Annotated in this window: 26 protein-coding genes and 1 tRNA gene; 16 read left to right on the top strand and 11 right to left on the bottom strand. The window is 62.1% G+C overall.

Annotation, left to right across the window (positions count from 1 at the left end):
* The first annotated feature begins 75 nt into the window (after positions 1–75).
* From KKY_RS00400 to KKY_RS00385, 4 genes are read left to right on the top strand one after another with little or no spacing between them, the layout of a single operon-like run.
* Entirely contained in the window at positions 76–1,101 is a 1,026-nt protein-coding gene (locus tag KKY_RS00400) for an LLM class flavin-dependent oxidoreductase (protein WP_014129279.1), read from the top strand.
* A complete protein-coding gene (locus tag KKY_RS00395; protein ID WP_014129278.1) occupies positions 1,101–2,099 on the top strand; it encodes an ABC transporter substrate-binding protein in 999 nt (332 codons plus the stop codon). The genes KKY_RS00400 and KKY_RS00395 overlap by 1 nt, the downstream gene beginning before the upstream one ends.
* A gap of 7 nt (positions 2,100–2,106) precedes the next feature.
* Entirely contained in the window at positions 2,107–3,279 is a 1,173-nt protein-coding gene (locus KKY_RS00390) for a FecCD family ABC transporter permease (RefSeq protein ID WP_014129277.1), read from the top strand.
* Entirely contained in the window at positions 3,276–4,052 is a 777-nt protein-coding gene (locus KKY_RS00385) for an ABC transporter ATP-binding protein (protein WP_014129276.1), read from the top strand. The genes KKY_RS00390 and KKY_RS00385 overlap by 4 nt, the downstream gene beginning before the upstream one ends.
* Before the next feature lie 77 nt (positions 4,053–4,129).
* On the opposite strand, the gene KKY_RS00380 is transcribed toward KKY_RS00385, so the two are convergent.
* The 3 genes from KKY_RS00380 to KKY_RS00370 form a co-directional block, all read right to left on the bottom strand.
* Positions 4,130–4,206: transfer RNA gene (locus KKY_RS00380), tRNA-Arg, on the bottom strand.
* Between the two features lie 118 nt (positions 4,207–4,324).
* The gene (locus KKY_RS00375) at positions 4,325–5,758 is read right to left on the bottom strand and encodes a sensor histidine kinase (protein ID WP_014129275.1); all 1,434 of its coding nucleotides are present in this window, start codon (positions 5,756–5,758) and stop codon (positions 4,325–4,327) included.
* Between the two features lie 26 nt (positions 5,759–5,784).
* Positions 5,785–7,206, bottom strand: coding sequence for a dihydrolipoyl dehydrogenase family protein (locus tag KKY_RS00370; protein WP_014129274.1), 1,422 nt, complete (start codon positions 7,204–7,206; stop codon positions 5,785–5,787).
* Positions 7,207–7,490: 284 nt separating this feature from the next.
* Between KKY_RS00370 and rpmH the strand changes: the two genes are divergently transcribed.
* The 4 genes from rpmH to yihA are packed head-to-tail and all read left to right on the top strand — an operon-like array spanning position 7,491 to position 10,520.
* Positions 7,491–7,625 (top strand): 50S ribosomal protein L34, encoded by a 135-nt coding sequence (gene rpmH / locus KKY_RS00365; RefSeq protein ID WP_014129273.1) that lies wholly within the window; start codon positions 7,491–7,493, stop codon positions 7,623–7,625.
* Between the two features lie 20 nt (positions 7,626–7,645).
* Entirely contained in the window at positions 7,646–8,020 is a 375-nt protein-coding gene (rnpA, locus tag KKY_RS00360) for a ribonuclease P protein component (RefSeq protein WP_041528491.1), read from the top strand.
* A complete protein-coding gene (gene yidC, locus KKY_RS00355; protein WP_014129271.1) occupies positions 8,017–9,843 on the top strand; it encodes a membrane protein insertase YidC in 1,827 nt (608 codons plus the stop codon). Before rnpA ends, yidC begins: the two co-directional genes overlap by 4 nt.
* 56 nt (positions 9,844–9,899) lie before the next feature.
* Positions 9,900–10,520 (top strand): ribosome biogenesis GTP-binding protein YihA/YsxC, encoded by a 621-nt coding sequence (yihA, locus tag KKY_RS00350; protein WP_170171092.1) that lies wholly within the window; start codon positions 9,900–9,902, stop codon positions 10,518–10,520.
* Here yihA and KKY_RS00345 read toward each other — a convergent pair.
* From KKY_RS00345 to KKY_RS00325, 5 genes are all read right to left on the bottom strand, one after another.
* Positions 10,517–11,221, bottom strand: a complete 705-nt coding sequence (locus tag KKY_RS00345; RefSeq protein WP_041528490.1) for a glutamine amidotransferase-related protein — start codon at positions 11,219–11,221, stop codon at positions 10,517–10,519. The genes yihA and KKY_RS00345 overlap by 4 nt on opposite strands.
* Positions 11,222–11,259: 38 nt before the next feature.
* Positions 11,260–11,742 (bottom strand): peptide-methionine (R)-S-oxide reductase MsrB, encoded by a 483-nt coding sequence (gene msrB / locus KKY_RS00340; protein WP_014129268.1) that lies wholly within the window; start codon positions 11,740–11,742, stop codon positions 11,260–11,262.
* 186 nt (positions 11,743–11,928) lie between these two features.
* Positions 11,929–12,486, bottom strand: a complete 558-nt coding sequence (locus KKY_RS00335) for a fasciclin domain-containing protein (protein WP_050811766.1) — start codon at positions 12,484–12,486, stop codon at positions 11,929–11,931.
* Between the two features lie 107 nt (positions 12,487–12,593).
* Entirely contained in the window at positions 12,594–13,310 is a 717-nt protein-coding gene (locus KKY_RS00330; RefSeq protein WP_014129266.1) for an anti-sigma factor, read from the bottom strand.
* Between the two features lie 8 nt (positions 13,311–13,318).
* Positions 13,319–13,864 carry a sigma-70 family RNA polymerase sigma factor gene (locus KKY_RS00325; RefSeq protein WP_014129265.1) on the bottom strand — a complete coding sequence of 182 codons (546 nt, stop codon included), beginning with the start codon at positions 13,862–13,864 and terminating at the stop codon, positions 13,319–13,321.
* Positions 13,865–14,010: 146 nt separating this feature from the next.
* Between KKY_RS00325 and argB the strand changes: the two genes are divergently transcribed.
* The 3 genes from argB to KKY_RS00310 all read left to right on the top strand — a co-directional run bounded on the left by argB (position 14,011) and on the right by KKY_RS00310 (position 17,044).
* Positions 14,011–14,901 carry an acetylglutamate kinase gene (gene argB, locus KKY_RS00320; RefSeq protein ID WP_014129264.1) on the top strand — a complete coding sequence of 297 codons (891 nt, stop codon included), beginning with the start codon at positions 14,011–14,013 and terminating at the stop codon, positions 14,899–14,901.
* A gap of 63 nt (positions 14,902–14,964) precedes the next feature.
* Complete coding sequence (locus KKY_RS00315) at positions 14,965–15,681, top strand: pyrimidine 5'-nucleotidase (RefSeq protein ID WP_014129263.1); 717 nt, start codon at positions 14,965–14,967, stop codon at positions 15,679–15,681.
* A 139-nt stretch (positions 15,682–15,820) separates the two neighbouring features.
* Positions 15,821–17,044: a hypothetical protein gene (locus tag KKY_RS00310; protein ID WP_014129262.1), complete on the top strand. Its 1,224-nt coding sequence runs from the start codon at positions 15,821–15,823 to the stop codon at positions 17,042–17,044.
* Positions 17,045–17,096: 52 nt separating this feature from the next.
* On the opposite strand, the gene KKY_RS00305 is transcribed toward KKY_RS00310, so the two are convergent.
* Positions 17,097–17,951: an LOG family protein gene (locus KKY_RS00305; protein ID WP_014129261.1), complete on the bottom strand. Its 855-nt coding sequence runs from the start codon at positions 17,949–17,951 to the stop codon at positions 17,097–17,099.
* 903 nt (positions 17,952–18,854) lie between these two features.
* On the opposite strand from KKY_RS00305, the gene dapD reads away from it, so the two are divergent.
* From dapD to KKY_RS00280, 5 genes are read left to right on the top strand one after another with little or no spacing between them, the layout of a single operon-like run.
* Positions 18,855–19,700, top strand: a complete 846-nt coding sequence (dapD, locus tag KKY_RS00300) for a 2,3,4,5-tetrahydropyridine-2,6-dicarboxylate N-succinyltransferase (protein ID WP_014129260.1) — start codon at positions 18,855–18,857, stop codon at positions 19,698–19,700.
* 5 nt (positions 19,701–19,705) lie between these two features.
* The gene (gene dapE / locus KKY_RS00295; protein ID WP_014129259.1) at positions 19,706–20,875 is read left to right on the top strand and encodes a succinyl-diaminopimelate desuccinylase; all 1,170 of its coding nucleotides are present in this window, start codon (positions 19,706–19,708) and stop codon (positions 20,873–20,875) included.
* Positions 20,872–21,396, top strand: coding sequence for a hypothetical protein (locus KKY_RS00290; protein WP_139305065.1), 525 nt, complete (start codon positions 20,872–20,874; stop codon positions 21,394–21,396). The genes dapE and KKY_RS00290 overlap by 4 nt, the downstream gene beginning before the upstream one ends.
* Positions 21,397–21,410: 14 nt before the next feature.
* Positions 21,411–21,980, top strand: coding sequence for a hypothetical protein (locus tag KKY_RS00285; protein ID WP_014129257.1), 570 nt, complete (start codon positions 21,411–21,413; stop codon positions 21,978–21,980).
* Positions 21,981–21,984: 4 nt separating this feature from the next.
* Positions 21,985–22,587: a hypothetical protein gene (locus KKY_RS00280; protein ID WP_014129256.1), complete on the top strand. Its 603-nt coding sequence runs from the start codon at positions 21,985–21,987 to the stop codon at positions 22,585–22,587.
* Here KKY_RS00280 and truA read toward each other — a convergent pair.
* Together truA and fmt are read right to left on the bottom strand one after the other, a co-directional pair.
* A complete protein-coding gene (gene truA / locus KKY_RS00275) occupies positions 22,584–23,321 on the bottom strand; it encodes a tRNA pseudouridine(38-40) synthase TruA (protein ID WP_014129255.1) in 738 nt (245 codons plus the stop codon). The genes KKY_RS00280 and truA overlap by 4 nt on opposite strands.
* Entirely contained in the window at positions 23,321–24,244 is a 924-nt protein-coding gene (gene fmt, locus KKY_RS00270) for a methionyl-tRNA formyltransferase (RefSeq protein ID WP_014129254.1), read from the bottom strand. The genes truA and fmt overlap by 1 nt, the downstream gene beginning before the upstream one ends.
* Positions 24,245–24,249: the final 5 nt, after the last annotated feature.

Raw genomic sequence — 24,249 nt, 5'->3', positions numbered from 1 at the left:
GCTGCCTTGCAAGACGCGGGAACCCCCCGACCGTCTCAGCGTCGGCGCTGGCAATCGGTGTGTGGAGGGAAAGCCATGAGAATTGATATTGCCGGCTTTACGCGGGGCACAAGGGCCCTCGACCATCATGCTGTTCTGGATTTCTGCTCACGAATGGATGCATTGGGTTACAATGGGATCTGGTTCAACGAATTCCATTTCCAGCAACCGCCCGATCCCTACCCCTCCACCCTGCTTCTTGCCGCTTCGATCTTTGCCCGGACAAGACGTATTCGGGTTGGCACCTCCATCGTGGTCCTGCCGCTCTACCACCCTCTGCTGCTCGCCGAGCAAATTGCCCAACTGCACTGGCAGAGCGGGGGACGATTCGACCTCGGCATCGGGCGCGGGACGCATCCGTCAACGCTTGCCGTCCTGGGCATTCCGCCCGAGAGCACCCGCGATCGGTTCGAACAATCCTTTGTGCTGATGAAATCCGCCTGGCACCGGCCCACCCTCGTTTCCGAGGGTAGCGCGTGGCCAAGTTCCTCCGCGCCGGTAGGACCGCTCTTGCCCGACGGTGAACGAATTCCCGTCTATGCCGCCGGTTCGACCGCGGAGACCATAGAATTCGCCGTCTCGCGCGATCTCCCGCTTCTCCTCAGTCTTGAGCCCCCCGAGCAAAGGCAGCTCTCGGTCTATGACGAGATTGCCGGCAACCGATCCGGGCGCTATCCGGCCGATTTCTCGATTTCGCGCTACGTCACGATCGCGCCCACACGCGCCGAGGCCCTTGCGACTGTCGATGCCGTACTGCCTCGCCTTTACGAAAGGCGGAAGCGCTACGCGATCGCCCAGAACCGGCCGCTGGACACGATCAAACCGATCGATCGCGATTTCTTCCTCAGCCGGCAGATGGTCGCGGGCAGCCCGGAGGACTGTGTCGAGCAATTGACGTCCCTGCGCGACCAGACCGGCATCGAGAGCGTTCGGCTGATCTTCAATTGTAATGGTGAGGTCCCCGAGCCTCAGGCCGACGCCATGGCAACCCTTTTCGGCCAGGAAGCGCTCGGCGCACTCCAATCCCTTTCTCCATCCACTCCGTCAACCGAGGTCCATTGATGATCAATCTTCACACTCACCGCCGGCCGGGTATCGTCGGCGCACTGGCTCTTATGCTGGCTGCTTCACCTGCGCTCGCCGAGCAAACCGGCTTTCCCTATACCGACGAGAACTGTGGCGTGACCACGACCTACGAGGCGGCACCCGAACGGGCCGTCACGCTGTCCAACAACGCCACCGAGTTGATGCTGGCGCTGGGGCTCGAAGATCGCATGGCCGGGACCTCCTACATGGCCAACCTCAAGATCAGCCCCGCATACGCCGACGCCTATGCCGAGGTTCCGATCATCTCCCCGCTGGTGGCAACGACCGAAGAACTGATCGAGGCCGAGGCCGATTTTGTTTATGCGGGCTATCCGGACGGTTTCAGCGAGTCGCGCCATACCCGCGACCAGTTGCACGATCTGGGCATGAAAACCCGGCTCAACACCGAAGGCTGCAATCTCGGTCCGTTCGGCTTTGCCGAACTGTTCGCCGAAATCGATTCCGTCGCATCGATTTTCGGGGTTGCAGATCGCGGCGAGGCGCTGGTTGATGAACTCTCGACCCGTCTCGATGCCGTGGCCCAGGACCTTGAAGGCGTCGAACCGATATCGGTGTTCATCTATAATGGGGGCGATACCACTCCCAATGCCGTGTTGGGGCACACCCTGCTGTCCCGGGCCGTCGAAGCCGCTGGCGGCGAAAACATCTTTGCCGATGTTGCCAATCGCTACGGTCAGGTGAGCTGGGAGCAGATCGCCGAGCGCGAGCCCGAATATATCGTGGTGTTCTATTCGGGCACGGCAAGCGGCCAGATCGTGGAGGATCCCGACACCGAACTGGGACAGGCCCGTATCGACACCCTCAAGGCAACGCCAGCCATCGCCGAGGTTCCCGCAGTGCTCAACGAACGCTTCATCCTTATCGATTCGGTCAAAGGCCAGCCCGGACCGAGCACCCTCGATGCCGTCGAGGCAATGGCCAGGGCATTTCATCCCGACGCCTTCGCCGAATAGTCGCACCATGCTCGACAGCAAGCCGGACATGAACGATGGCGGGGAGCAATCAAGGCTCCTCGCCGTGCTGCGCTCCACGCCCGGCTCCGCAAATGGCGGTTCCATTGCCGGCCGGGCGCCCTCGGCACCGGTGCGGGCGGCGTCTATGCCCTATGGACTTGCCATGGGGGTCCTGGCCGCCTTTCTGGTTGTTCTGTCGGTCCTGGGCCTGATGTTCGGCTCGGTTTCCATCCCGGCGCCGACGGCGCTGGGCATCCTCGTCAATTGGCTTATGGGCTTCGAGTTGGTGCCCGTCACCTGGCGCGACGTCTATGAGACGATCATAATCGAAACGCGCGTGCCGCGGGTAATCCTGGCCGGCGCCGTCGGCGCAACGCTGGCGGCCACCGGAATGACAATTCAGGCCATTGTTCGCAACCCATTAGCCGGCCCCAGCATTCTCGGCGTTTCCTCGGGTGCCGCTACCGGCGCAGTCGTGGTGATGCGTTGGGGCCTGATGGGTCTGGGCGCCTTTACACTATATATCTCGGCCTTCGCTGGCGCACTCGTCACCCTGATCGTCGTCTTCTGGGTGGCGCGGACCGGCGGACAGATCACGCCAACCCGGCTCGTTCTGGCGGGTATCGCCATGAGCGCGGTGTTGAGCGCACTCACCAGCCTTTTTGTCCTCACTTCACCCGATCCGCAACTGGCCTCACGCGTGCTTTTCTGGACACTGGGCGGGTTTGCGGCGGCTCAGTGGAAGCTTCTGCCCTTGCCGGTCGCGGCGCTGGTCGTTGGTCTTGGGATAATGCTGGTACAGGCGCGACGCCTTAACCTCCTGATGGCCGGCGATGAAAGCGCAACTGCACTGGGGCTCGACGTGCATCATTTCCGGCAGCGAATGTTCGTCCTTACCGCCGCGCTCACCGGGGTCATGGTCGCGGTTTCCGGCGTCATCGGTTTTGTGGGCCTGATCGTGCCTCACATCGTCCGTTTTCTCGTGGGTTCGGACCATCGCCGGGCGCTTCCGGCCGTCGCATTGGTCGGGGCCAGCTTCGCAATTGCGGCCGATCTTGTCGCCCGGGCGGTCATTTCACCGCTTGAGTTGCCCGTGGGGATCATAACGGCCCTTGTCGGCGGCCCCTTCTTCATCTGGTTGCTGCGCCGCGACGCCAAGGTCCGGGAACAGTCGGCATGAATTATATCAGGTCCGGAACGCTGACCCTTGAAAACGTCAGCTTTGCCGTGAACGGCAAGGCTCTTGTCAATTCCGTGTCGCTCGCCGTCGCACCGGGGGAAATGATCGGCCTTTTGGGTCCCAACGGTGCGGGAAAGTCCTCCCTGCTGCGCACGATCTATCGCACCAATCGCCCCACGGGCGGCCGTGTTCTGGTGAATGGAAAAGACGTCTGGCAACAATCGGCGCAGTGGACGGCCCGCCACGTTGGCGCCGTCCTTCAGGACATGCCTGCCGACTTTCCACTGACGGTCAGCGACGTGATCGCCATGGGCCGCTCCGCACACAAAAAGCTTTTCGAAGCGGACACCGACCATGACAGCGCCCTTGTCGAAGCGGCCCTTGATCTGTTGCAGTTACAATCGCTGAGGGACCGATTGTTCAGAACCTTGTCGGGGGGCGAACGCCAGCGGGTTCTGGTGGCGCGCGCTCTTGTTCAGCAACCGGCGGTTCTGGTGCTCGACGAGCCGACCAATCACCTCGATATTCACCACCAGATCAATCTCTTGCGCTTCATTCGCAATCTGGGGATCACGGTCATCGCGGCTCTGCACGACCTCAATCTTGCAGCCATGTTCTGCGACCGGCTCTGCCTGCTCCATGACGGCCAACTTGTTGCATGCGATCGGCCCGACAATGTTCTCAATACCGAGAATCTGGCCCAGGTCTTTCGGATCGATGCAACCTTAACCCGCAACCCCCGCTCAGGAACCATCTGGATCATGCCCGCGTAAGACCAGTCGAGCGATTGGCCGGGCAGGCCACCCTCGCGGAGCCGTCGAACGAAGTGAGACTGGCGTGAGCGAAAAAATGGCGCGCCCGAAAGGATTCGAACCTCTGACCCCCAGATTCGTAGTCTGGTGCTCTATCCAGCTGAGCTACGGGCGCGCAGTGCCGGTGCGATGAACGCGGTTTCGGAGCGGTGCCCCGAGCGGCAGGCGAACGCTTATACCGGCTCGGCGGCCATTGCAAGGGGCCAAGGCGGGAAGTTTTCTAGGAAATTTCATTAACCGCCCGCTGCCGCACCGGACGGCAGATCGATAGCGAAAGCCGTTCCCCGCTCGGTCGCGAGCAGTTCGACGCGTCCGCCATTGGCCTCGACGAGTTCGCGCACAATGGCCAGGCCCAGGCCGGTGCCTCCGGCCCTTGCGGAGCCCTCGAAGGCAACGAACAGGTTTTCGCGCGCCCGGGGCGGCAGGCCGGGTCCGTTGTCAGCCACGACCAGCCGCACGCCATCCCCGGTATGCTCGCGGGAAAGCCTGACATGGGGCGAGGAAATCTCAGGGCTTGCGTCGAGCGCTTCGCGCGCGTTCGTGAAAAGGTTCGTCAGAACCCGCGCCAGATGGTCGGGATCGACCGAGATGACGCAATCGTCGGGAACCTGGTTTTCAAATACGATCCGTGGATGTCCGGTAAGCGCTGCCGACAGGGCCGCTTCAAAGCCCAGAGCCCGCAGGTCGACGGGCTCGGCGCGCGGCGGCGCCGATTGCTGGCGGCCGTAATCGAGCACCGTCTGGGCAAAGGCAATGGCCTTGTCGAGCGTGGTCACAAGCCGCGGCGCCAGGCGCTGGACCTGAGGATCATCGAGATTGGCCACCTGGTCGGACAGCAATTGGGCCGACGTCAGCATGTTGCGCAGGTCGTGATTGATCTTGGAAACCGCCATGCCAAGATCGGCGAGATGGCGGCGCTGGCGCAGCATGGCGAACAGTTCGGCCTGTGTGTCGGCCAGCGCGCGTTCGAGAATGCCGATCTCGTCCTTGCGCGCCGCGTCGGGCACGATGACAAGCGTGCCGTTTTCCGGGCTTTCCCGGAAGGCCAGCATCTGGTTGGTCAACCTCTTGATCGGGCCGATCAGCAAATTCTCGGCCAGAACGTAGATGACGAAGGCCGTAACCCCGGCGATGACGATCGAAACCAGCACGATATTGCCCGCATAGGTCAAAAGATCCGCCCGCAAGGGGCTTTCGGGCATCAGGATTTCCACCACAGCGTCCCCCGCCCCCGGAGGCACGCCGACTATGCGCAGGGTGCGCTGGCCGCCCATGACCAGCGTATCGAGCGCCTCGACGATCAGGCGCATGGGGTTGGTGTCGCGCAGATCGGCAAGATGGGGCTGCTCGGGCATGGTCACGGCCTCGAGCCCGATCAGATCGGTCTGGCCCTCACGGCGATAGACGATTGCGATGGCGCCCGCCGCCTGCAGGAGGGGATCGGTAATCTCGGCTGGCAGATCCATGACGTCGGGTACCGTATCGAACACCCGCACAGCCACGCCGCCAACGCGCAGCCGGTCCTCGAGCCAGCCGACGCGGTAATTGGCGAGCGATGGCAGAAAGACCGCGACCTCCACGAGAAGAATGACCAGCGCGATCGCCGCTATGAGCTTGACGGAGAGGCCGGCGAAAGGACCGGGCACCTTGGCGATGTCGCGTGTCATGTTGTCAGACTACCGCCCGATTTTGCCTATGGCAACAAACGCTTAAGGACACGCCGCCAGCCCGCTGGGCTTGCGCCGGCATGGCTGCGCGCATATTCGGCGGCCGCCAGGGCAATGATCTGGGAAAAAGCGGGATAAGGCACGAGAAAATTGCCGAGATCGGACAGTTTCATTTTCCGCTCCACAGCAAGCGCCAGCACGGGGATGATCTCGGGCGCGCTCGTTCCGACCACCCCGGCGCCCACCACCCTTCCACCGGCATCGAGGATGATCCTGGCATGCCCGTGCGGCTCGGCGCGGGCCCGGGCCGCATCGGTCTCGGCCATCGCCACGCGCACGATCTCGAAGCGGCCGTTGAGGCGGGTTGCGGCCTGTGCCTCCGTCATGCCGACCCGGGCGATGGCCGGCCGGGTGTGCACGATGTGGGGTATGATTACGCCCTCACCGCTGCCCGCACCTGTCATCTCGTCGACGGCACGTTCCCCGCTGTGGCGGGCCGCATGGGTGCCGCTGTGCCCTGCGGCGTCGCCCGTCACGAAGATACGGCGGTTCGATGTCCGGCCCGATCGCCCGAGCACGGGGCGCGTCCGCTGCATGCGCACACGGGCCGCCTCCAGCCCCAACCCTTCGAAGTCAGGCTGCCGCCCGGTGGCAAACAGCAAATGGGTGCCCACGATCCGCTTTTCGTCAGGGCCGGTCTTGATATCGAGAGCGATTTCGTCATTGCCGATCGCTGAAACCGAAACGACGCCTGTATGAATATGCAGGTCGAGCCCTTCGGCCCGCAGGCGGCGCAGAACGATTTCGACAAGCTCGGGATCTTCCCCCGAAAGCGGCTCGAGCATCTCGACAACGCTAACCTTGGCCCCAAGCCGCAGATGGGATTGGGCGAGGGCCAGCCCGGTGGCACCGGCCCCCACGACAATCAGATGGGACGGGCGGCGCGTGAGCTCGAAAATCGTTTCGGGCGTATAATAGGGTACCGCCTCGAGCCCGGGCAGGTTGGGCACGATGGGGCGCGACCCCGTGGCGATGAGGAAATGAGCTGCTCTTATCGTACGCCCCGCGGCCTCCAGCGCCGCCGGACCGGTGAACCGGCCCCGGCCGTTGACGACCTCGATCCCCTGGGCGACCAGATGTTCTGGAGAAACGGCAGGGCCGGCGTCCTCGATCGTCGTGCGGATGCGCGCATTGATGCGGGCGAAATTGACGCGCGGCTCGTCGCTTCCCAGACCCAGGTCCCTGGCCGTGCGGATCTGGTGCGCGCGCTCGGCCGCCGCGGAGAGCGCCTGGGCCGGCAGGGCGCCCCAATTGTGGGAAACGCCGCCAAGTTCGCCCGCCTCGACGAGCACGACGCGCAACCCCCGCGCCGCAGCGCGCTCGGCGGCCGCGATGCCGGCGGGGCCGGCCCCTACGATGCAAAGGTCGATCCTCTCGTCCTGCGCCACGCGCCTGCCCTTGCCTTTTGGCCGTGATCGTGCTCGCGACCCATGGCCGAATCCATTATGGTTGTTGCCACGCTTTTAGCGCGGTCAAGGCCCACTGGCCAGCGGGAGAGAACGCACGCAATTGTGCCCGCCGCGCAATTGACTTGCCCCTCCCTTTTCCCTATAAGCCGCCCAACCTTTGCCGATGGCCCGGGACGCTTGCCCCATGCCCGCTCGCGCAAGACTTAAAGACAACAGACAAGCTTAACCAGAGGATCGCGCGGACCGGCGCGCGGTGAACCATAATGAAGCGTACTTTCCAGCCGAGCAATCTTGTGCGCGCCCGCCGTCACGGTTTCCGTGCCCGCATGGCGACCAAGAACGGCCGCAAGATCATCAATCGCCGCCGCGCGATCGGGCGCAAGCGGCTTTCGGCGTAAGTCGGGCGGCTTTGCCCGATATGCCGGACAGTCCGGCATTGCCGATACGGCGCCTGAAAAAACGGGCGCAATTTCTGAAAGCCGCGCGGGGCAGTAAAGTTGCCAGGCGCGGCTTTGTGTTGCAGGCCACCTCTGTTGCCGATCCTGGTCCCGGTGTGGGATATACCGTGACCAAAAAGACCGGCAACTCGCCTGAACGCAGCCGCATCAAAAGACGGTTGCGTGAGGCGGTGAGGGCCTGTTCGGACCGGCTGGTCGCCGGCCACGACTATGTGTTGATCGGGCGGCGCGAAAGCCTGTCCGAACCGTTCGACAATTTGACGCGCGAACTCGGCAAGGCCATCGCGCGCGTGCACAGACCGGCCCAAGCGCCAAGCGGACATCCAAAGCAATGAACGAAAACAATCGCAACATGATCCTGGCCGTCGTCCTGAGCATGCTCGTGCTCTTTGGATGGCAGTTCTTCATCGCCGGCCCCCAGCTCGAACAGGCCCAGCGGCAGGCCGAGCTTTCCGCCCAGCAGGAACAGGCCCAGGACAGCGCCGATCTGGCAGCACCCAGCGCCGATGGCGCTGCAGGCGCCGCACCGTCGGCGGATGCGGACACCCAGGTTTTCGCGACGCGCGACGATGCCCTTGCCGCGTCCGACCGCGTGGCCATCGAAACCGGTTCCCTTTCGGGCTCGATCAATCTGACCGGCGCGCGCATCGACGATCTGCACCTGCTGCGCTACAACGAGACGACCGATCCCGACAGCCCGACCATCACGCTTCTTTCGCCGGTGGGTTCGGACACGCCTTATTATCTCGAGCAGGGCTGGGTCGCCGCGCAGGGCGCCGATGTGGCGCTTCCCAACGGGCAGACCGAATGGACGCTCGAAAGCGGTGACACGCTCACTGCGGCAACCCCTGTAACGCTGGCCTGGGACAATGGCGACGAGCTGGTTTTCCGCCGCACCATTAGCGTCGATGAGAACTACATGTTCACCATCGACCAGAGCGTTGAAAATTCCGGTGCCGGCGATGTGACCTTGTTCCCCTATTCGCGTATTGCCCGGCTCTATACGCCCCAGACGCAGAATTTCTTCATTCTCCATGAGGGGCCCGTGGGGGTCCTGGGTGACGCCAATCTGGTCGAGCGCTCCTATTCCGACCTGCAGAACGATGGCCAGCTCGATTTCGCCTCGACCGGCGGATGGCTCGGCTTTACCGACAAATATTGGGCGACGGCGATCATTCCCCCCCAGGATGAGGCGGTCAATGCCCGCTATTTCCACGGCACCAACGTGCCGAGCGGCAATGATTATCGCGCCAATTTCGTGGCACAGGCGCCGGTTACCGTGCCGGCGGGTGGCAGCGCTTCCCATGAGAGCCTGGCCTTCGCCGGCGCCAAGGTGGAATCGATCATCGATTCCTACGAAAGGGCCTATTCGATCGACCGGTTCGAGTTGATGATCGACTGGGGCTGGTTCCATTTCATAACCAAGCCGATGTTCTATCTCATCCGGCTGCTTTTCGAGTTCCTGGGCAATTTCGGTCTGGCCATTCTGGCGGTGACCGTCATCGTCAAGGCGATCTTCTTCCCGCTGGCCAACAAGAGCTATGCCTCGATGGCCAATATGCGGCGCGTCCAGCCCAAGATGAAGGAAATCCAGGAAAAGCATAAGGACGATCGCGCTGCCCAGCAGCAGGCGATGATGGAGCTCTACAAGACCGAAAAGATCAATCCGATTTCGGGCTGCTGGCCAATCCTGATCCAGATCCCCGTCTTCTTTGCGCTCTACAAGGTCCTGTTCGTCACCATCGAAATGCGCCACGCGCCCTTCTTTGGCTGGATTCAGGATCTGGCAGCGCCCGATCCCACTCATATCTTCAACCTGTTCGGCCTTCTGCCTTACGATCCGAGCGCCGTTCCGGTCATCGGCTCGTTCCTGGCAATCGGGATCTGGCCGGTCATCATGGGCATCACCATGTGGGTGCAGATGCGTCTCAACCCGCCCCCGGCCGACCCCACCCAGGCGATGATCTTCAACTGGATGCCGGTGATCTTCACGTTCATGCTGGCGACCTTCCCGGCCGGCCTCGTGATCTACTGGGCCTGGAACAACTTCCTTTCGGTGGTTCAACAGTGGATCATCATGCGCCGCCACGGCGTTACGGTCGACCTGCTCGGCAACATCAAGAATTCGTTCAAGCGCAAGCCCAAGGCTGCTGAATAGCAAACGCGAGGGGCCGGGAAACCGGCCCTTCTTTTTGGTGTCATCACATGTCCGATCTGCCCGAAACCGTCCGCCTGCTGTTTGCGCGTCCCTGGATTTTCCTCAAGGGCTGCGTCCGCGTGTCCGATCTTCCCGCAGACGATGTCGTCGAGATCGCCTTTGCGGGTCGCTCCAACGTCGGCAAATCCTCGCTGATCAACGCGCTTGTCGGCCAGTCCGCGCTGGCCCGCACCTCCAATACGCCGGGCCGGACCCAGGAGCTCAACCTCTTCGCTCCCGAAGCGGGCGGCATCCGCCTCGTCGACATGCCCGGCTATGGCTTTGCCAAGGCGCCCAAGCCCGCTGTCGAAAAATGGAACAAGCTGATCCACCAGTTCCTGCGCGGGCGCCCCAATCTGCGCCGCGTCTATGTGCTCGTCGATGCCCGCCACGGGCCTAAGCCCAATGATGCCACGGTGATGAACGAGCTCGACAGGGCGGCGGTCTCCTACCAGGTGGTGCTCACCAAGGCCGACAAGCTGAGCGAGAAAGACCTTGATGGCGTGGTTGCGGCCACGGCCAAATTCATCGCCAAGCGCCCTGCAGCGCACCCGGAGATTATTGTCACTTCAAGCGAGAAGGGGCTGGGCATCGACACGCTGCGGCGCGAAGTTGCGGGCCTTCGCGAAGGGCTTTAGCTCGACAGAAACCGGCTGATGACGCGAGAGAGAATCGCGCTGTCCGAGCGAGTCTTCATTGAATCATGCGCCGCCTCGATAATGTCCTCTGAAACCTTGCCGCGCCGCAGGTCGATCAGCGCTCTCGAATAATCGTCCTCGAATTCGGGATGCGGCTGGAAACTCAGGATATTCCCCCCTGCATAGGCCAATCCGGCATTGGGGGCGAATGCGTTGTGCAAGATCACTTTCGCCATCGGTGGAGGGGTGATGACCTGGTCCTGATGGGAACAGGCGATGGCCAGGTTTTCGACGCCAGGCACGAAATTGGGATGATTGGGCACCACCTCATAGACGTGCCGGCCCAATCCCCATCCCTTTTCCGATTTGCGGACATCGCCGCCCAAAGCATCCGCGATGATCTGATGGCCAAAACAGATGCCCACCATCTTGGTCCCACTTTCATGGGCGCGGCGGATAAAGTCGCGCAGCGGCTCCATCCAGGGCAGCGGGTCATAGACCCCTGCCGGCGACCCGGTGATCAGCACGGCGTCCAGCTTTGCGGGATCGGGAAGCGGTGCGCCCTCAAGAACCGGCACGAATTGGGGCGTGATGCCGTTGCCGTGACGGGCCAGCATGGTGGAGAACATTTCAGGATAAGGACGGAACCGGCCGCGCAATGGCTCTGGCACGAGGCCGGTTTCGATGATGGTGAGGGTCATGGAAGGAACCGCGAACAAACGATTCCCGCATTCAGACCTCAGGCGGCAACGAACGTCAAGGCGACACCGTTGATGCAATGACGCTTGCCGGTCGGGTCGGGCCCGTCATCGAAAATATGACCCAGATGCCCGCCACAGTTCGAGCAATGGCATTCGGTCCGCACCATCATGAACGTGGTGTCGGTCGAGGTGCCGATGGCGTCGGGCAGCGCTTCCCAGAAGCTTGGCCAGCCGGTATGGCTGTCATATTTGACCTCGGATGAATAGAGCGCCTGGCCGCATCCGGCGCAATTGTAGATGCCCGGCTCGTAGAACTTGTCGAGTTCGGATGTAAAGGCGCGCTCGGTGCCGTGCTCGCGCAGCACATAATACTGCATTTCGTCTAGGCGTTCGCGCCATTGGGCATCGGTGAGGGTGAAAGGAAATTCGCCCTCCGCACCCCGCGCCGCCAGGGTGAAGCCGAAGGCGGCAACCCCGGCGATGGCAGTACCGGCAAGAAGGAAATTGCGACGGTCGATCATTGTCATTCTCCCTGCGTCCCTTATCCCAACAAATTGGCCCGCGATCCAGTCAACCCGCGATCCAGTCAACCCCGCGTGTATCGCCGAACGCGGTTGCGCCCGGCCGACGGAGGGCGGGCCGGGCGCAGTTTGCGGCTCATCGTAGGATTGGGGGCGAACGCTGAGCCGCGGGTGCCTCTATCGATCTTACATGGCCGGCGTGAACACCGCGTCGGTCACATGGATCACGCCGTTGGACTGCATGACGTCGGCAATGGTGACGGTCGCGGCCGTGCCGTTCTCGTCGGTGATGGTGACGGTGTCGCCATCATAGGTGGCTTCAAGCATGCACCCGCCCAGCGTTTCGATCGTGTGGCTGCCGCCATCGGCGTCGATCATGCCCACAAGATCAGCCGCGGTTGCTTCGACGCCAACCACATGGCAGGTCAGAACCTGCTGCAGCATTTCGAGGTTTTCCGGCATCAGAAGCGTATCGACGGTGCCCTCGGGCAGTGCAGCGAACGCGTCGTTGGTGGGGGCGAAAACCGTAAAGGGGCCGTCGCCCTGAAGGGTTTCGACAAGGCCGGCAGCTTCAACGGCGGCCACAAGCGTGGTGTGGTCGGCCGAGTTCACGGCATTTTCGACGATATTCATGTCCGGTGACATCGGTGCGCCGCCAACCATGGGGTTGTCCTGGGCGAGCGCGGCGCCGGTCAGCGCAGAGGTGGCCAGAAGGGCGGAAAGAGCAATTGCACGGGTCTGCATGGTGTTCATCTCCTGAAAGATCATCTGTTTTGACCTTCCTTTTTGGAAGGCTCGCGATCAGTTACGGAGGGTGCAAACAACAAGTTTCACCAGCGCGCGATTTTTTTTCAGATCGCCGCAATCGGCCCTGCAGCAACGATGGGGCCCTGAGGATCGCCGGTGGGTGAGCCGCCGGCGACTTCCAGGGTTACTGCCAGCGTGATGCCCTGGGCCATTCGCCCGCGCAAGAGTTCGTCGACCGCGATCGTCTGTCCGTCGGCCACATCGACAACACCCATCGAGATCGGAGCATCGTCCCCTTCGATAAACCAGAGTTCGTAATCGCTGCCCTGTCCGGCCGGGGCGCCCGTTCCGCTCACGCGCAACGCTCCGGAGGCAGCGTCATAGCGGGCAATGAAGCTCACCTCGCTGTCCACCGTCTGCATCGCCGCGACCAGTTGGGCGGTGTCGCCCGGTGTTTCGAAAGCCGGCTGGAACAGGTTGAGCCCCACGGCCAGCACGGCCACGGCTGCGGCCATGGCGGCAAGCGAACGCCACAATGCCAATGAATCGTACCAGGGCGCCTTGACCACGGTCTCGGCAAACAGCCGCTGCTCGATGCGGGCGAGAAGACCGGACGGGGGCGTTGTTGGCACGTAGTCCTCATTGAAGGCAGAAAATTTCTGCTCCCAATAGGCACGTTCGGCAGCGAGATCGGGCCGGGTTTCGATAGCGCGCGCCATCGCTGCCCTGCTCTGCGCACTGCCCAGTCCCAGAACATATTCGGCGACCGCCACGAGGCGCTCTTCATCCCGGTTCAATTCGGTGTCGTCAAAATCACTCATCGGTTCGTCTAATAGGCTCCAAGACAGTCGCGCAGGGCCAGGAGCGACCGGCGTAGCCAGGTGCGCACGGTATTGAGCGGCACGCCCAACCTGTCGGCCAGTTCGTTATAGCTTTCGCCTTCGACATAGGCACGGCGCACCGCTTCGGCGCGTTCGGGCCGAAGGTGTTCCATGCACTCCTCGATCCGGTTGCCCTGGTCGGTGTTGATCGCCGACTGCTCGGGGCTCATCCCCGAATCCTCGAGATCGAACGCTTCGTCGATGTCGGTATGACCGGGCCGCCGGGCCCGAACCCTGTCTATGGCGTTGTTGCGCGCAATGGCGATCAGCCACGTCATGGGGCTGGCGGCCTCGGGACGATAGCCCTCGGCACGCTGCCAAACCTTGATGAATACGTCCTGCAAGGCGTCCTCTGCTTCACTCCTGTTGGAGAGTATACGCAAACTCACGCCGAAAAGTTTCGCGCTCGTGCGGGCATAAAGCGCACGAAACGCGTTCCGGTCGCGCAGCGCGACGCGGGCCAGAAGCTCGGCAATTTCGGCGGTGTCGGCCATAGGCGCCCTCCCTATCGCATACCAATTTTATAGCCCGGTACGGGCCCCATCCGCTTTTGGATCACATCGGGACGAGGGAGGACTATTCACAAGGCGTGCGTTCGGGTTAGAGAGGTTTCCAAGACCAAACGGAGTTGCCCTGCCCCATGGCCGACGGACTTGAAAACGCCTATGACGCCGAAGTGCTGTCCAAGGCCCTGCCCTTCATGCAGCGCTACGAGAACAAGACCGTCGTCATCAAATATGGCGGGCATGCCATGGGCGATCCTGAACTGGGCAAGGCGTTTGCGCGCGACGTGGCGCTGCTCAAACAATCGGGTGTCAACCCGATCGTGGTTCACGGCGGCGGTCCGCAGATCGGCGACATGCTCAAAAAGCTCGGCATCGAATCCAAATTCGAGGGCGGCTTGCGGGTGACCGACAAGCGCACAGTCGAAATCGTGGAAATGGTGCTGGCCGGCTCGATCAACAAAGAAATCGTGGCGATGATCAACGCCGAAGGCGAATGGGCCATCGGGTTGTGCGGCAAGGACGGCAACATGGTCTTTGCCGAAAAGGCCAACAAGAAATATGTCGACCCCACCTCCAATATCGAGCGCGTTCTCGATCTGGGCTTTGTGGGTGAGCCCGTCGAGATCGACCGCACGCTGCTCGATCTTCTCGCCCGTTCGGAAATGATCCCGGTCATCGCGCCCGTGGCGCCCGGTCGCGACGGCAACACCTACAACATCAACGCCGACACCTTCGCCGGCGCCATCGCCGGGGCGGTCTTTGCCAAGCGGCTGTTGTTTCTGACCGACGTTCCGGGCGTTCTCGACAAGAATGGCAACCTGATCCCCGAACTTTCGGTGCGCGAGGCCCAGCAATTGATCGCCGACGGCACGATATCGGGGGGCATGATTCCCAAGGTCGAAACCTGTATCGAAGCGCTCGACCGGGGCGTCGAAGGCGTGGTGATCGTCAACGGCAAGACCGCCCATTCGGTGCTGCTCGAATTGTTCACCGAACACGGCGCGGGAACGCTGATGGTGCGATAGGGGGCCGATCAAACCTTTGTTTTCGGTCATTTCCCATTCATCGATTTGGGGCATAATGGGGCCATGAACCACATGACCCCGCCAGCCGTGCTTCCCCGCCTCGATTTCGACCACATCACCGATTGGGTGTTCGATCTCGACAACACGCTTTATCCGCGTGAGTGCAATCTGTTCGCCCAGATCGATACGGCCATCACTGAGTACGTGATGAAAGTCGCCCAGCTCGAATTCGACGCGGCGCGCGAGCTCCAGAAGGCCTATTACCGCGATCACGGCACCACGCTGAACGGGCTCATGAAGACCCATGCGGTCGACCCCGAGGATTATCTGAAAATGGTTCACGCCATCGACTATTCCCCGGTCGAGGCGCATCCGGAACTTGTCGAAGCCATCGCGGCGCTGCCCGGGCGCAAGTTCATCTTCACCAATGCCAGCACCGGACATGCCGAAGCCGTGCTCGACCGTCTGGGCGCGTCAGCGCTTTTTGAAGGCATCTTCGATATCAAGGCTGCCAGATACCAGCCCAAGCCGCTCGAAATCGCCTATAGCGATTTTCTTGCCGCGCACGGGATCGGCGCGAAGCAGGCCATCATGTTCGACGATCTGGAAAAGAATCTGCGGGTGCCCCACGCCATCGGCATGGCAACCGTGCAGGTCGTGGCCGGTTCGGGGTTCGAACACGACCAGTGCGACGCCTGGGAGCTCGGCCGTGGCGAGGGGCTGGACCATGTCCACCACGTCACCGACGACATCGTGGCGTTCCTGGCGCGCTGCCGCTGACGCTTTTTTGCCCGATTGGCGTGATCGAAAAGTCATCCTGGCGCGTTACCATGCGTGCTGGCCGTACACGGCCGCAATGATATAAGTTCTTAGCTTTGCAACAGAACGGCGTGATAGACGCCGAAAAACGGGGACCGTCATGAACAAGCTATCTCGCCTTTCGCTCGCCACCATCCTCATGGCAACAACCAGCCAGGCCGCGCTGGCACTCGAAGCCACCGACTTTGCGGATCGCCTTGTCGAAACCAGCAAGCTTATGGGCGTTTCGTTTGCCTATGGATCGGCTACCGCCGAGGGCGATACGGTGACGATCACCGATTTCGTGATCTCCACCCCGGGCCAGGACGATATCGAAGTGCCCGGCGATGTCGTGTTCACCGGCGTGGTTGAAACCGCCGAAGGCGGCTTCAGCGCCGAACGGGCCTCCATCGCCGATTTCGAATACACCGACGAGGATGAAGGCTTTTCGGTCAGCTTTGTCGACATCGCGGCAGAAGGCATTCTCTTGCCGGCCGACGCTGGCATCGACTCGGTCATCGAAATCGGATTCAATCTCTATGACCGCATTTCGGCGGGTCCGCTGACCGTCTCGGACGAGACTGGTACCGAACTTTTTGCCGTTGATCTTATGGAAATCACCATGGAAGAGCCCACCGCGGATGGCGGGCTGAGCTCGGCCTATCAGGTTACGGGCATTCGCGGCGATCTGAGCGCGATCGAGGAAGCTGAAGCCCAGGAGGTCTTCGAGGCGTTCGGGCTGACCCAGCTCAATGCCTCCATGTCGGGGTCGGGCACCTGGTGGCCGGAAACAGGGGAAGGCGAGGTCACCGACATTTCCCTTGCCGTGCAGGATCTGGGCTCACTCTCGCTCGACTTTGCTGTGGCCGGCTATACCGAGGAAATCTATCGCGAACTCATGAAGGTCAACCTCAAGATGGCCGAGATGGCCGAGGCCGATATCGAGATCGACGAAGACCAGATGGCGGAAATGTCGGAAGCCATGCTCGAGAAGATGGCCGACCTGAAGCTGGTTGGCGGCGCGTTGCGCTATGATGACGATTCGCTGTTCATGAAGGTTCTCGATTTCATCGGCGCCGAACAGGGCGTCGATGGCGAAACCTTCAAGGCCGGTTTGCAGTTCATGGTGCCCATGGCCCTGGCCGAAGTCGAGAACGAAGCCTTCAAGACCATGGTGACCAGCGCGGTCAACACGTTTATCGCCGACCCGCAGAATTTCACGATCTCGGTCGAGCCCGAAGAGCCCATCGCCTTTTCCGAGTTCGAAGGCATGGAAACCGAGGTAGAGGCGGATCCGTTCGTCCTTGTCGACCTTCTGAACGTGCAGATCACTGCCAACCAGTAAGCGCTCTGACGATTGTGAAAGGGCCCGCCAACACCGGCGGGCCCTTCCTGATTCATGCCCGATGTTCGATGCTGGGCAGATTGTAGGTCTTGCGCACGATCTCCCAGGCCTCGTCGGCCGTGTCGACGAAACTGAAAAGCTTGAAATCGTCGGGCGAGATCGTTCCCTCTTCGGCAAGCGCCTCGAGGTTGAGAACCCGGCTCCAGAATTTCTTGCCGAACAGCAGCAGCGGAATTCGGTCCATGCGCCCGGTCTGGATCAGGGTCAGGGCTTCGAAAAATTCGTCCATTGTCCCGAACCCGCCGGGGAAAATGGCCACCACCTTAGCGCGCATCAAAAAGTGTATCTTGCGCGTCGCGAAATAGTGGAAGTTGAAGGAAAACTGGGGCGTCACATAGGTATTGGGCGCCTGCTCGTGCGGCAGGACTATTTTGTAGCCGATCGAGGGCGCTCCCACATCGGCGGCGCCGCGATTGCCCGCTTCCATTACCCCGGGCCCACCACCGGTCGCCACCACATATTCAGTGAATTCCGTGGCCTTCGAGGTCAGCGAGGCCAGTTGGGCAAAGCGCCGCGCCTCGTCGTAATAGATCGAATTGGCCTCGAGATTTTTCCTGGCCTCGTCGGTTTTTGCGGCCCAGGCCGGCTTGCCGGGCTCAGGGATGCGCGCGCCGCCAAACAGGACCACCGTCGAATTGACGTTGGCCTCGCGCAGCCGGGATTCAATCTTGAGGTATTCGAGCTGAAAGCGGACCCCGCGTAGATCCTCGCTGGTCATGAACTCTTCATCGGCGAAAGCCAGCCGATACGCCGCCGACTGGGTCTGCGGCGTTTGCGGCGAATGGCGTACGGCTTCCATATCCTCTTTTGACGAACGCAGCGAGGAATGGCGTTTGCGGCCCATCATCAGGCTCCTTTTTTGTCTTTCGATTGTGTTTACTATGTCAGGGCGGTGTTAAGGAGGGGTGGCGGTTTTCCATAACCCTGACGCAGATATGCGCGACAGACCTTACCCCATGGCACGTGTGGAAAAAACTTTATCCCCGCACCCTGGACCTCCCCCATACTGGCTTCACGAACCCGCGCATATGGACGCAAGCGCAACGAACGTTTGGGCGGGTTTGGTCCGGGTTCCTTGCGGGTCGCCGCAGGGAAGGCCCAAAGCGGACGGATGGCCGGACGAGGAGTGGTATCCACGTCGTACCGGGGAAACCCGGAGGGGCACCGCGGAAGTCATCTGCAAAGATAATTTCCCAACAAACCCCAGCCCGAGACGCCGCCATAAGCCAAAAACCCCGGATGCATGGGGCGATGATCGCTTCATATATACAAATTTCAGTGCGGAGCGTTCATCGCCCCATGCCGTCTACTTCGATCCGTCCTTCGGCCAATCGTGCCGGTGGCACGATTGGAGGTGAGAAGGCCATGGGAGCTAAGCTCGAATGGCCATCATAGCCCGAGGCGACATCGCCGTCGGAGGTGTTGGCATGCCATCAAGAAAGGCCCCCTCACCCGTCGCTTCGCGCCGACCTCTCCCCCTGAGGGAGAGGTAAGGATGGCCGCAAGCGCCGCGAGACCCCTCTCCCTCAGGGGGAGAGGTCGGACCGCAGGTCCGGGTGAGGGGGCCTTTCCCAATCTCTGACGCGAAGCGGCGAGCGAGGGGCCTTCCCGACCCTCTCGACCTGCCCAACCCGGGGCGAGCCGCCGCCCAATCCGCAGCGAATATGGGTTTCCCCACCCATGCGCTTCGGTTAAGGTCCGCGCCGAATTCTCCCTTCCTTCTGCCAAGACCAAAAGGCCCGCAATTCCCATGTCCATGAGTGAGCTTGCCGCAACCATCGATGCCGCCTTCGAAGCCCGCGAAACCATCAATTACCAGACGACCGGCGCGGTCCGCGATGCCGTCAACCAGGCGCTTGGGCTGCTCGATTCCGGCGCGGCGCGCGTGGCGGAAAAAGGCGTTGATGGGGAATGGGTGGTCAATCAGTGGCTCAAAAAGGCCGTCCTGCTCTCCTTCCGCCTCAACGACATGGAAGCCATTCCCGGCGGTCCGGGTGGTGCACAGTGGTGGGACAAGGTGCCGTCCAAATTTTCCGGCTGGAGCGAGAACCAGTTTCGCGCCGCCGGCTTCCGCGCCGTGCCCGGCGCCATCGTTCGCCATTCGGCCTTTATCGGCAGGAACGCCATCCTCATGCCGTCCTTTGTCAATCTTGGCGCCTATGTCGATGAAAGCGTCATGGTCGACACCTGGGTCACCGTCGGCTCGTGCGCCCAGATCGGCAAGAACGTGCATCTGTCGGGCGGCGTGGGGATCGGGGGCGTCCTGGAACCCCTTCAGGCCGGCCCGGTCATCATCGAGGATCATTGCTTCATCGGCGCCCGTTCGGAAATCGTCGAGGGCGTCGTGGTGGGCGAAGGTTCGGTCATTTCAATGGGCGTTTTCATCGGCCAGTCGACCAAGATCGTCGACCGCACGACCGGCGAAGTCTTTTACGGCAAAGTGCCGCCCTATTCGGTCGTCGTTTCGGGTTCCCTCCCCGGCAAGCCGCTGCCCGATGGCGAACCCGGCCCCAATCTTTATTGCGCGGTGATCGTCAAGCGTGTCGATGAAAAGACCCGCTCGAAAACCTCGATCAACGACCTGCTGCGCGACTAGCGACGATGACCCATCCCGCCGTCCCGCTGCTCGCCGATCTGATCCGCCGGCCTTCGATCACCCCGATAGAGGACGGCGTGCTCGACGTGCTCGAAGCCTTTCTTTCACCGCTCGGCTTTGCCTGCACGCGGCTGAAGTTCGAGGGCGACGGCTCCTACCCGGTCGACAACCTCTACGCCACCCGCAAGGGCAAGGAACCCGGCCCGCACCTCCTGTTTGCCGGGCACACCGACGTCGTCCCCCCCGGCGATGCGGCGGCCTGGACCCACGATCCCTTTTCCGGCGCCATCGTCGATGACGTCATGTGGGGCCGCGGCGCCACCGATATGAAAAGCGGCGTCGCCGCCTTTTGCGGCGCCCTGGCGCAGTTGGCGCAGACCGGTGGGTGGGAGAAGGGCGCCGTCTCGCTCGCCATCACCAACGATGAAGAGGCAGACGCCGTCAACGGCACCAAAAAGCTGATGGAATGGGCCGAGGCGCAAGGCGAGAAATATGATTTCGCCATTGTGGGCGAGCCCTCCTCGTTCGAGATCTTCGGGGATTCGATCAAGATCGGACGGCGCGGTTCGGCTTCGGGCAAGATTACCGTGATCGGCAAGCAGGGGCACGCGGCCTATCCGCAGCGCGCCAACAATCCGATGCCGGTCATCGCCGAAATCGTGCGGGCGCTCTACGTGCCGCTCGATAACGGTACCGAGCATTTCCAGCCCACAAATCTCGAAGTCACCTCCATCGATACCGGCAATCCGGCTTCAAACGTCATCCCCGAGCGCACCACGCTGCGCTTCAACGTCCGGTTCAACGACACATGGACGGGCGAAACGCTGCTTGCCGAAATCCACCGCCGTCTCGCTGAAGTCGATACGCGCGGCTGCGCCATCGCCTTCGAGCAGATCGGCCCGATCTCGCGGTGCTTTATCTCCCAGCCCGAGGGCCATGTGGCCCGTCTGTGCGATGTGATGGAAGCCTTCAACGGCGTCCGCCCGCAACTCTCGACCATCGGCGGCACCTCGGACGCACGGTTCATCTCGCTTTATTGCCCTGTGGTCGAATGCGGGCTGATCGGGGCGACCATGCATCAGGTCGATGAACGCGTGCCGGTTGCCGATGTCGAGCGGTTGGCCGAATTCTACGCGCTTTACGTCGAAAAATTCCTCTCCGGAGAACCCGCTTGATGCTCGAGACGCTCAAACAGGCCGTATCTGGCTGGTCGAAGATCCTGGGCCGGCAGCCCGATTGGGAGCGCCATTTCCGCCTCGATGCCGAGGGCATGAATACAGGGCTTGTGGCGTTCGGCGGAGCTGTTCTCATCGCCATCGTTCTCGCCACCCTGCGACTGGGCTTTCCTCCACCTTTCGCCATGCTGCTCATCGTCATTCAGCACGCTCTCGCGCTGTTTGCACTGATGATTGCCACCTTGATCGTAACCCGGCTCACGAGCTTTTCGGGATCGAGCGCCAAATTCATGGTGCCGGGCCTCTATCTCATGGCGGCCATGAAGCTCATCGAGGGACTGGCGACTCTGATTGGCCTTCCTCTTGCCGGCGCCATTCTTGCCATAACCGGGATTCTGGGCTTCCGGCTGGCGCAGGCCAACGGGTTGCCGCTCGCCGCTGCCATCGGATACGGGCTGGCGCTCTTCGTGCTGCTTGCGGTCCTGCCGATCGCCCTCTACATGTTGGTCAACGCCTTTTAGAAAGCCATTCTTTCGTGTCCCAAGCCCAGCCGACCCTTCTGGAAGAAACCCGTTCCGCGTTTGCCGGAACCTGGCGGCTGATCGTCGGGCGGCGCGACGCGCCGGGCTATTTCTTCACCGACATACGCGGGCTCGCCTCGAGCTTCATCGCGCTTCTGGTTTCGGTGGTCGTGACCTTCCTCATCTCGGCCCTGGTTGCGCCGGCGGGCTCGGGCGTTTCGACCTTTGCCGCGCTGGTTCAAAATGCACTGCTTTACGCAGGGATCATGAGTGCGTCATGGGTCGTGCTGCGCCTGACCGGGCTTGCCGATAGATTCATGGCCTTCGTAACCGTCGAAAACTGGGTCAATGCCATCGTCTCGATCGCGCTGGCGTTCGTTGCGCTGGTGACCGTCAGTGCAGAACTGATCCTGCTTCTGGCCGTCGTTATCGGTTTTCTGGCCCGCATCAACAACGCAAGACTGGTTGTCGGCATGAAGGCGGGGCAAATTGTTATGCTGATTGTCGTCCAGACCATTGGCATGCTGATCGCCCTTTTGGCCGTGGGTGTGCTCTATGGCCCCGTTCCCACTCCCGAGATCTGATCTGGTGGCAGAGCGCCAATCGACGCTGTTGGAAGAGGCCCGCTGGGCCGCCGGCGGCACATGGCGCCTGGTGTTGGGGCGCCGCGACGCCCTTTCCTTTTTTGATTTTTCCCAGCGGGGGCTGGCCGGCAGCTTCATTCCGCTGGTTGTCGCCTTTGTTGTTTTCGCTGGCTTTACCGGCATCGGCGCTGCCGCCCGGCAAACGATGTCACCCGCCGGTCAGCTCTTTATCTGCGGCGCCCTGATCACAGCCCGCTTCTTTGCGCTGCGGGTTGTCCTGCCGCGCCTCGATGCGCTGCACGCATTCCGGCCCGTCATGGTCGCCAGCAATTGGGCGAACGCGATTGCGGTCGGTGGGCTGGTGGCGGCGACCTTTGGCGTGGCTTTCGTCGGCGCGCTCATGCTCGGCCCCACTGCAGGAGAAACGCTGGTGGGGATCATCCTGACGCTGTGGGCCGCCATCGCCATTGCCACATTCGTCGCCGAAATCAACATTCTGCGCCTGGTCGCAGGATTGAACGGTGGTGAGGTGCTCATGGTGCTGGGCGCACAGGTCGTCGCCCTGATCCTTGCGGTATTTATCCTCGCCCAGCTTCCCCTGGGCTAATAATCGATCGCCATCAGATAGAGCCCGGAGGATGGAGCCATGGCCCCGCACCGCGATCTGTCTTTTGCATCGAGCGCTGCTCTCAGGCCAGTCACCGGCCAGCGCCCTTCCCCCACGAGCTTGAGTGACCCGGTCATCGAGCGCACCTGATGATGCAAAAAGGCGCGCGCCGAAGCCTCGATAGTCACCAGATCGCCCTCGCGCTTCACATCCAGCCTGTCGAGCGTACGGAGAGGCGAATTGGCCTGGCACTGGGCCGAGCGGAACGTCGTGAAATCATGCCGGCCCAGAATGGTTTGCGCCGCCTCGTGCATGGCCTTCTCATCGAGCGGCACCGCGACATGCCACACCTTGTCCACGTCAAGCGCAGGACGGGCACGACGGTTGAGGATCAGATAGCGGTAATGGCGCGCCTTGGCCGAAAAGCGCGCCTCGAAATCCTCGCCCGCCATCTCGCAGTGCACTATGACGATTGGATGGGGCTTGAGATGATAGTTCAGCGCCTCGGACACGCGAAAGGGGTCCCACTCGCGGTCGAGATCGAAATGGGCCACCTGTCCCCTTGCGTGAACGCCGGCATCGGTACGGCCCGCCGTCTGGGTGCGCACGGTCTCGCCGGAAAACGCCTCGATGGCGATTTCGAGCGCTTCCTGTACCGAGAGCGCATCGGCCTGGCGCTGCCAGCCCACGAAGGGAGTTCCGTCATATTCGATTGTCAGCTTGTAGCGGGGCATCAGCCCACCCGGCGCCCGGTTAAATCGCCGGCCCCGCGCAAAAACGCCTCTGCATCCATGGCACCCTTGCCTTCGCGCTGCACCTGCTTGAACCGCACGGCGTCTTCTCCGCAAGCGATCGTCAGCCCTGCGATCACCGTACCGGGATCGCCCTGCCCCGCTGCAAGCGTAGAGCGCAATGCCTTGACCCGAACCGGCTTGCCGCCAATCTCGATCTCGAACCACGCACCGGGGAACGGCGAAAGGCCGCGGACATGGTTGTGAACCTCAATAGCGGGGCGCGAAAAATCGATCCGGGTTTCGGCCTTCTCGATCTTTTTGGCGTAGGTGACACCATCGTCGGGCTGGGCCGTAAATTCGAGCGCATCGCGATCGAGCGCGGCCAATGCCCGACCCATCAGATCGGCGCCGGTGCGCATCATCTCGTCATGGAGTTCGCCCGCCGTCATGTCCGGGCCGATGGAAATGAAATCGAGGAGGCTTACCGGGCCGGTATCGAGCCCTTCTTCCATCTTCATCACCGAAACCGCTGTGCGTTGGTCGCCCGCCATAATGGCGCGCTGGATGGGTGCGGCGCCACGCCAGCGTGGCAAGAGCGAGCCGTGCAAATTCAGGCAACCCTTTTCAGGCGCTTCGAGCACGGCGGGCGGCAGCAGCAGACCGTAAGCCACGACCACTGCGACTTCGGCCCCCAACGCCGCAAAGGTCGCCACATCGGCCGGATCGCGAAAATTTTTGGGCGTAAACACCGGAATGCCAAACTCTTCGGCCGCCAGATGCACCGGCGATTTGCGCTCGGACTGGCCGCGCCCGGCGGGTTTGGGCGCACGGGTGTAGCATGCGACGACTTCGTGGCCGCGCATGACGATCTCGGTCAGCGTGGGCACGGCGAAATCGGGGGTGCCCATGAAGACGACGCGCATCGGAT

The organism is Pelagibacterium halotolerans B2, from assembly GCF_000230555.1.
Lineage (GTDB): Bacteria > Pseudomonadota > Alphaproteobacteria > Rhizobiales > Devosiaceae > Pelagibacterium > Pelagibacterium halotolerans.
This window is presented reverse-complemented; position numbering and strand designations above follow the sequence as displayed.

What these genes read in the sequence shown, in the direction of transcription:
- rpmH (WP_014129273.1), top strand. Translation starts at nt 7,491, where the DNA reads ATGAAGCGTACTTTCCAGCCGAGCAATCTTGTGCGCGCCCGCCGTCAC.
- argB (WP_014129264.1), top strand. Translation starts at nt 14,011, where the DNA reads ATGGCCGACGGACTTGAAAACGCCTATGACGCCGAAGTGCTGTCCAAG.
- KKY_RS00395 (WP_014129278.1), top strand. Translation starts at nt 1,101, where the DNA reads ATGATCAATCTTCACACTCACCGCCGGCCGGGTATCGTCGGCGCACTG.
- KKY_RS00325 (WP_014129265.1), bottom strand. Translation starts at nt 13,864, where the DNA reads ATGGCCGACACCGCCGAAATTGCCGAGCTTCTGGCCCGCGTCGCGCTG.
- dapE (WP_014129259.1), top strand. Translation starts at nt 19,706, where the DNA reads ATGACCCATCCCGCCGTCCCGCTGCTCGCCGATCTGATCCGCCGGCCT.
- KKY_RS00345 (WP_041528490.1), bottom strand. Translation starts at nt 11,221, where the DNA reads ATGACCCTCACCATCATCGAAACCGGCCTCGTGCCAGAGCCATTGCGC.
- truA (WP_014129255.1), bottom strand. Translation starts at nt 23,321, where the DNA reads ATGCCCCGCTACAAGCTGACAATCGAATATGACGGAACTCCCTTCGTG.
- KKY_RS00315 (WP_014129263.1), top strand. Translation starts at nt 14,965, where the DNA reads ATGAACCACATGACCCCGCCAGCCGTGCTTCCCCGCCTCGATTTCGAC.
- KKY_RS00400 (WP_014129279.1), top strand. Translation starts at nt 76, where the DNA reads ATGAGAATTGATATTGCCGGCTTTACGCGGGGCACAAGGGCCCTCGAC.
- fmt (WP_014129254.1), bottom strand. Translation starts at nt 24,244, where the DNA reads ATGCGCGTCGTCTTCATGGGCACCCCCGATTTCGCCGTGCCCACGCTG.
- rnpA (WP_041528491.1), top strand. Translation starts at nt 7,646, where the DNA reads ATGCCGGACAGTCCGGCATTGCCGATACGGCGCCTGAAAAAACGGGCG.
- KKY_RS00310 (WP_014129262.1), top strand. Translation starts at nt 15,821, where the DNA reads ATGAACAAGCTATCTCGCCTTTCGCTCGCCACCATCCTCATGGCAACA.
- KKY_RS00305 (WP_014129261.1), bottom strand. Translation starts at nt 17,951, where the DNA reads ATGATGGGCCGCAAACGCCATTCCTCGCTGCGTTCGTCAAAAGAGGAT.
- KKY_RS00330 (WP_014129266.1), bottom strand. Translation starts at nt 13,310, where the DNA reads ATGAGTGATTTTGACGACACCGAATTGAACCGGGATGAAGAGCGCCTC.
- yidC (WP_014129271.1), top strand. Translation starts at nt 8,017, where the DNA reads ATGAACGAAAACAATCGCAACATGATCCTGGCCGTCGTCCTGAGCATG.
- KKY_RS00335 (WP_050811766.1), bottom strand. Translation starts at nt 12,486, where the DNA reads ATGCAGACCCGTGCAATTGCTCTTTCCGCCCTTCTGGCCACCTCTGCG.
- dapD (WP_014129260.1), top strand. Translation starts at nt 18,855, where the DNA reads ATGTCCATGAGTGAGCTTGCCGCAACCATCGATGCCGCCTTCGAAGCC.
- KKY_RS00390 (WP_014129277.1), top strand. Translation starts at nt 2,107, where the DNA reads ATGCTCGACAGCAAGCCGGACATGAACGATGGCGGGGAGCAATCAAGG.
- KKY_RS00385 (WP_014129276.1), top strand. Translation starts at nt 3,276, where the DNA reads ATGAATTATATCAGGTCCGGAACGCTGACCCTTGAAAACGTCAGCTTT.
- KKY_RS00375 (WP_014129275.1), bottom strand. Translation starts at nt 5,758, where the DNA reads ATGACACGCGACATCGCCAAGGTGCCCGGTCCTTTCGCCGGCCTCTCC.
- msrB (WP_014129268.1), bottom strand. Translation starts at nt 11,742, where the DNA reads ATGATCGACCGTCGCAATTTCCTTCTTGCCGGTACTGCCATCGCCGGG.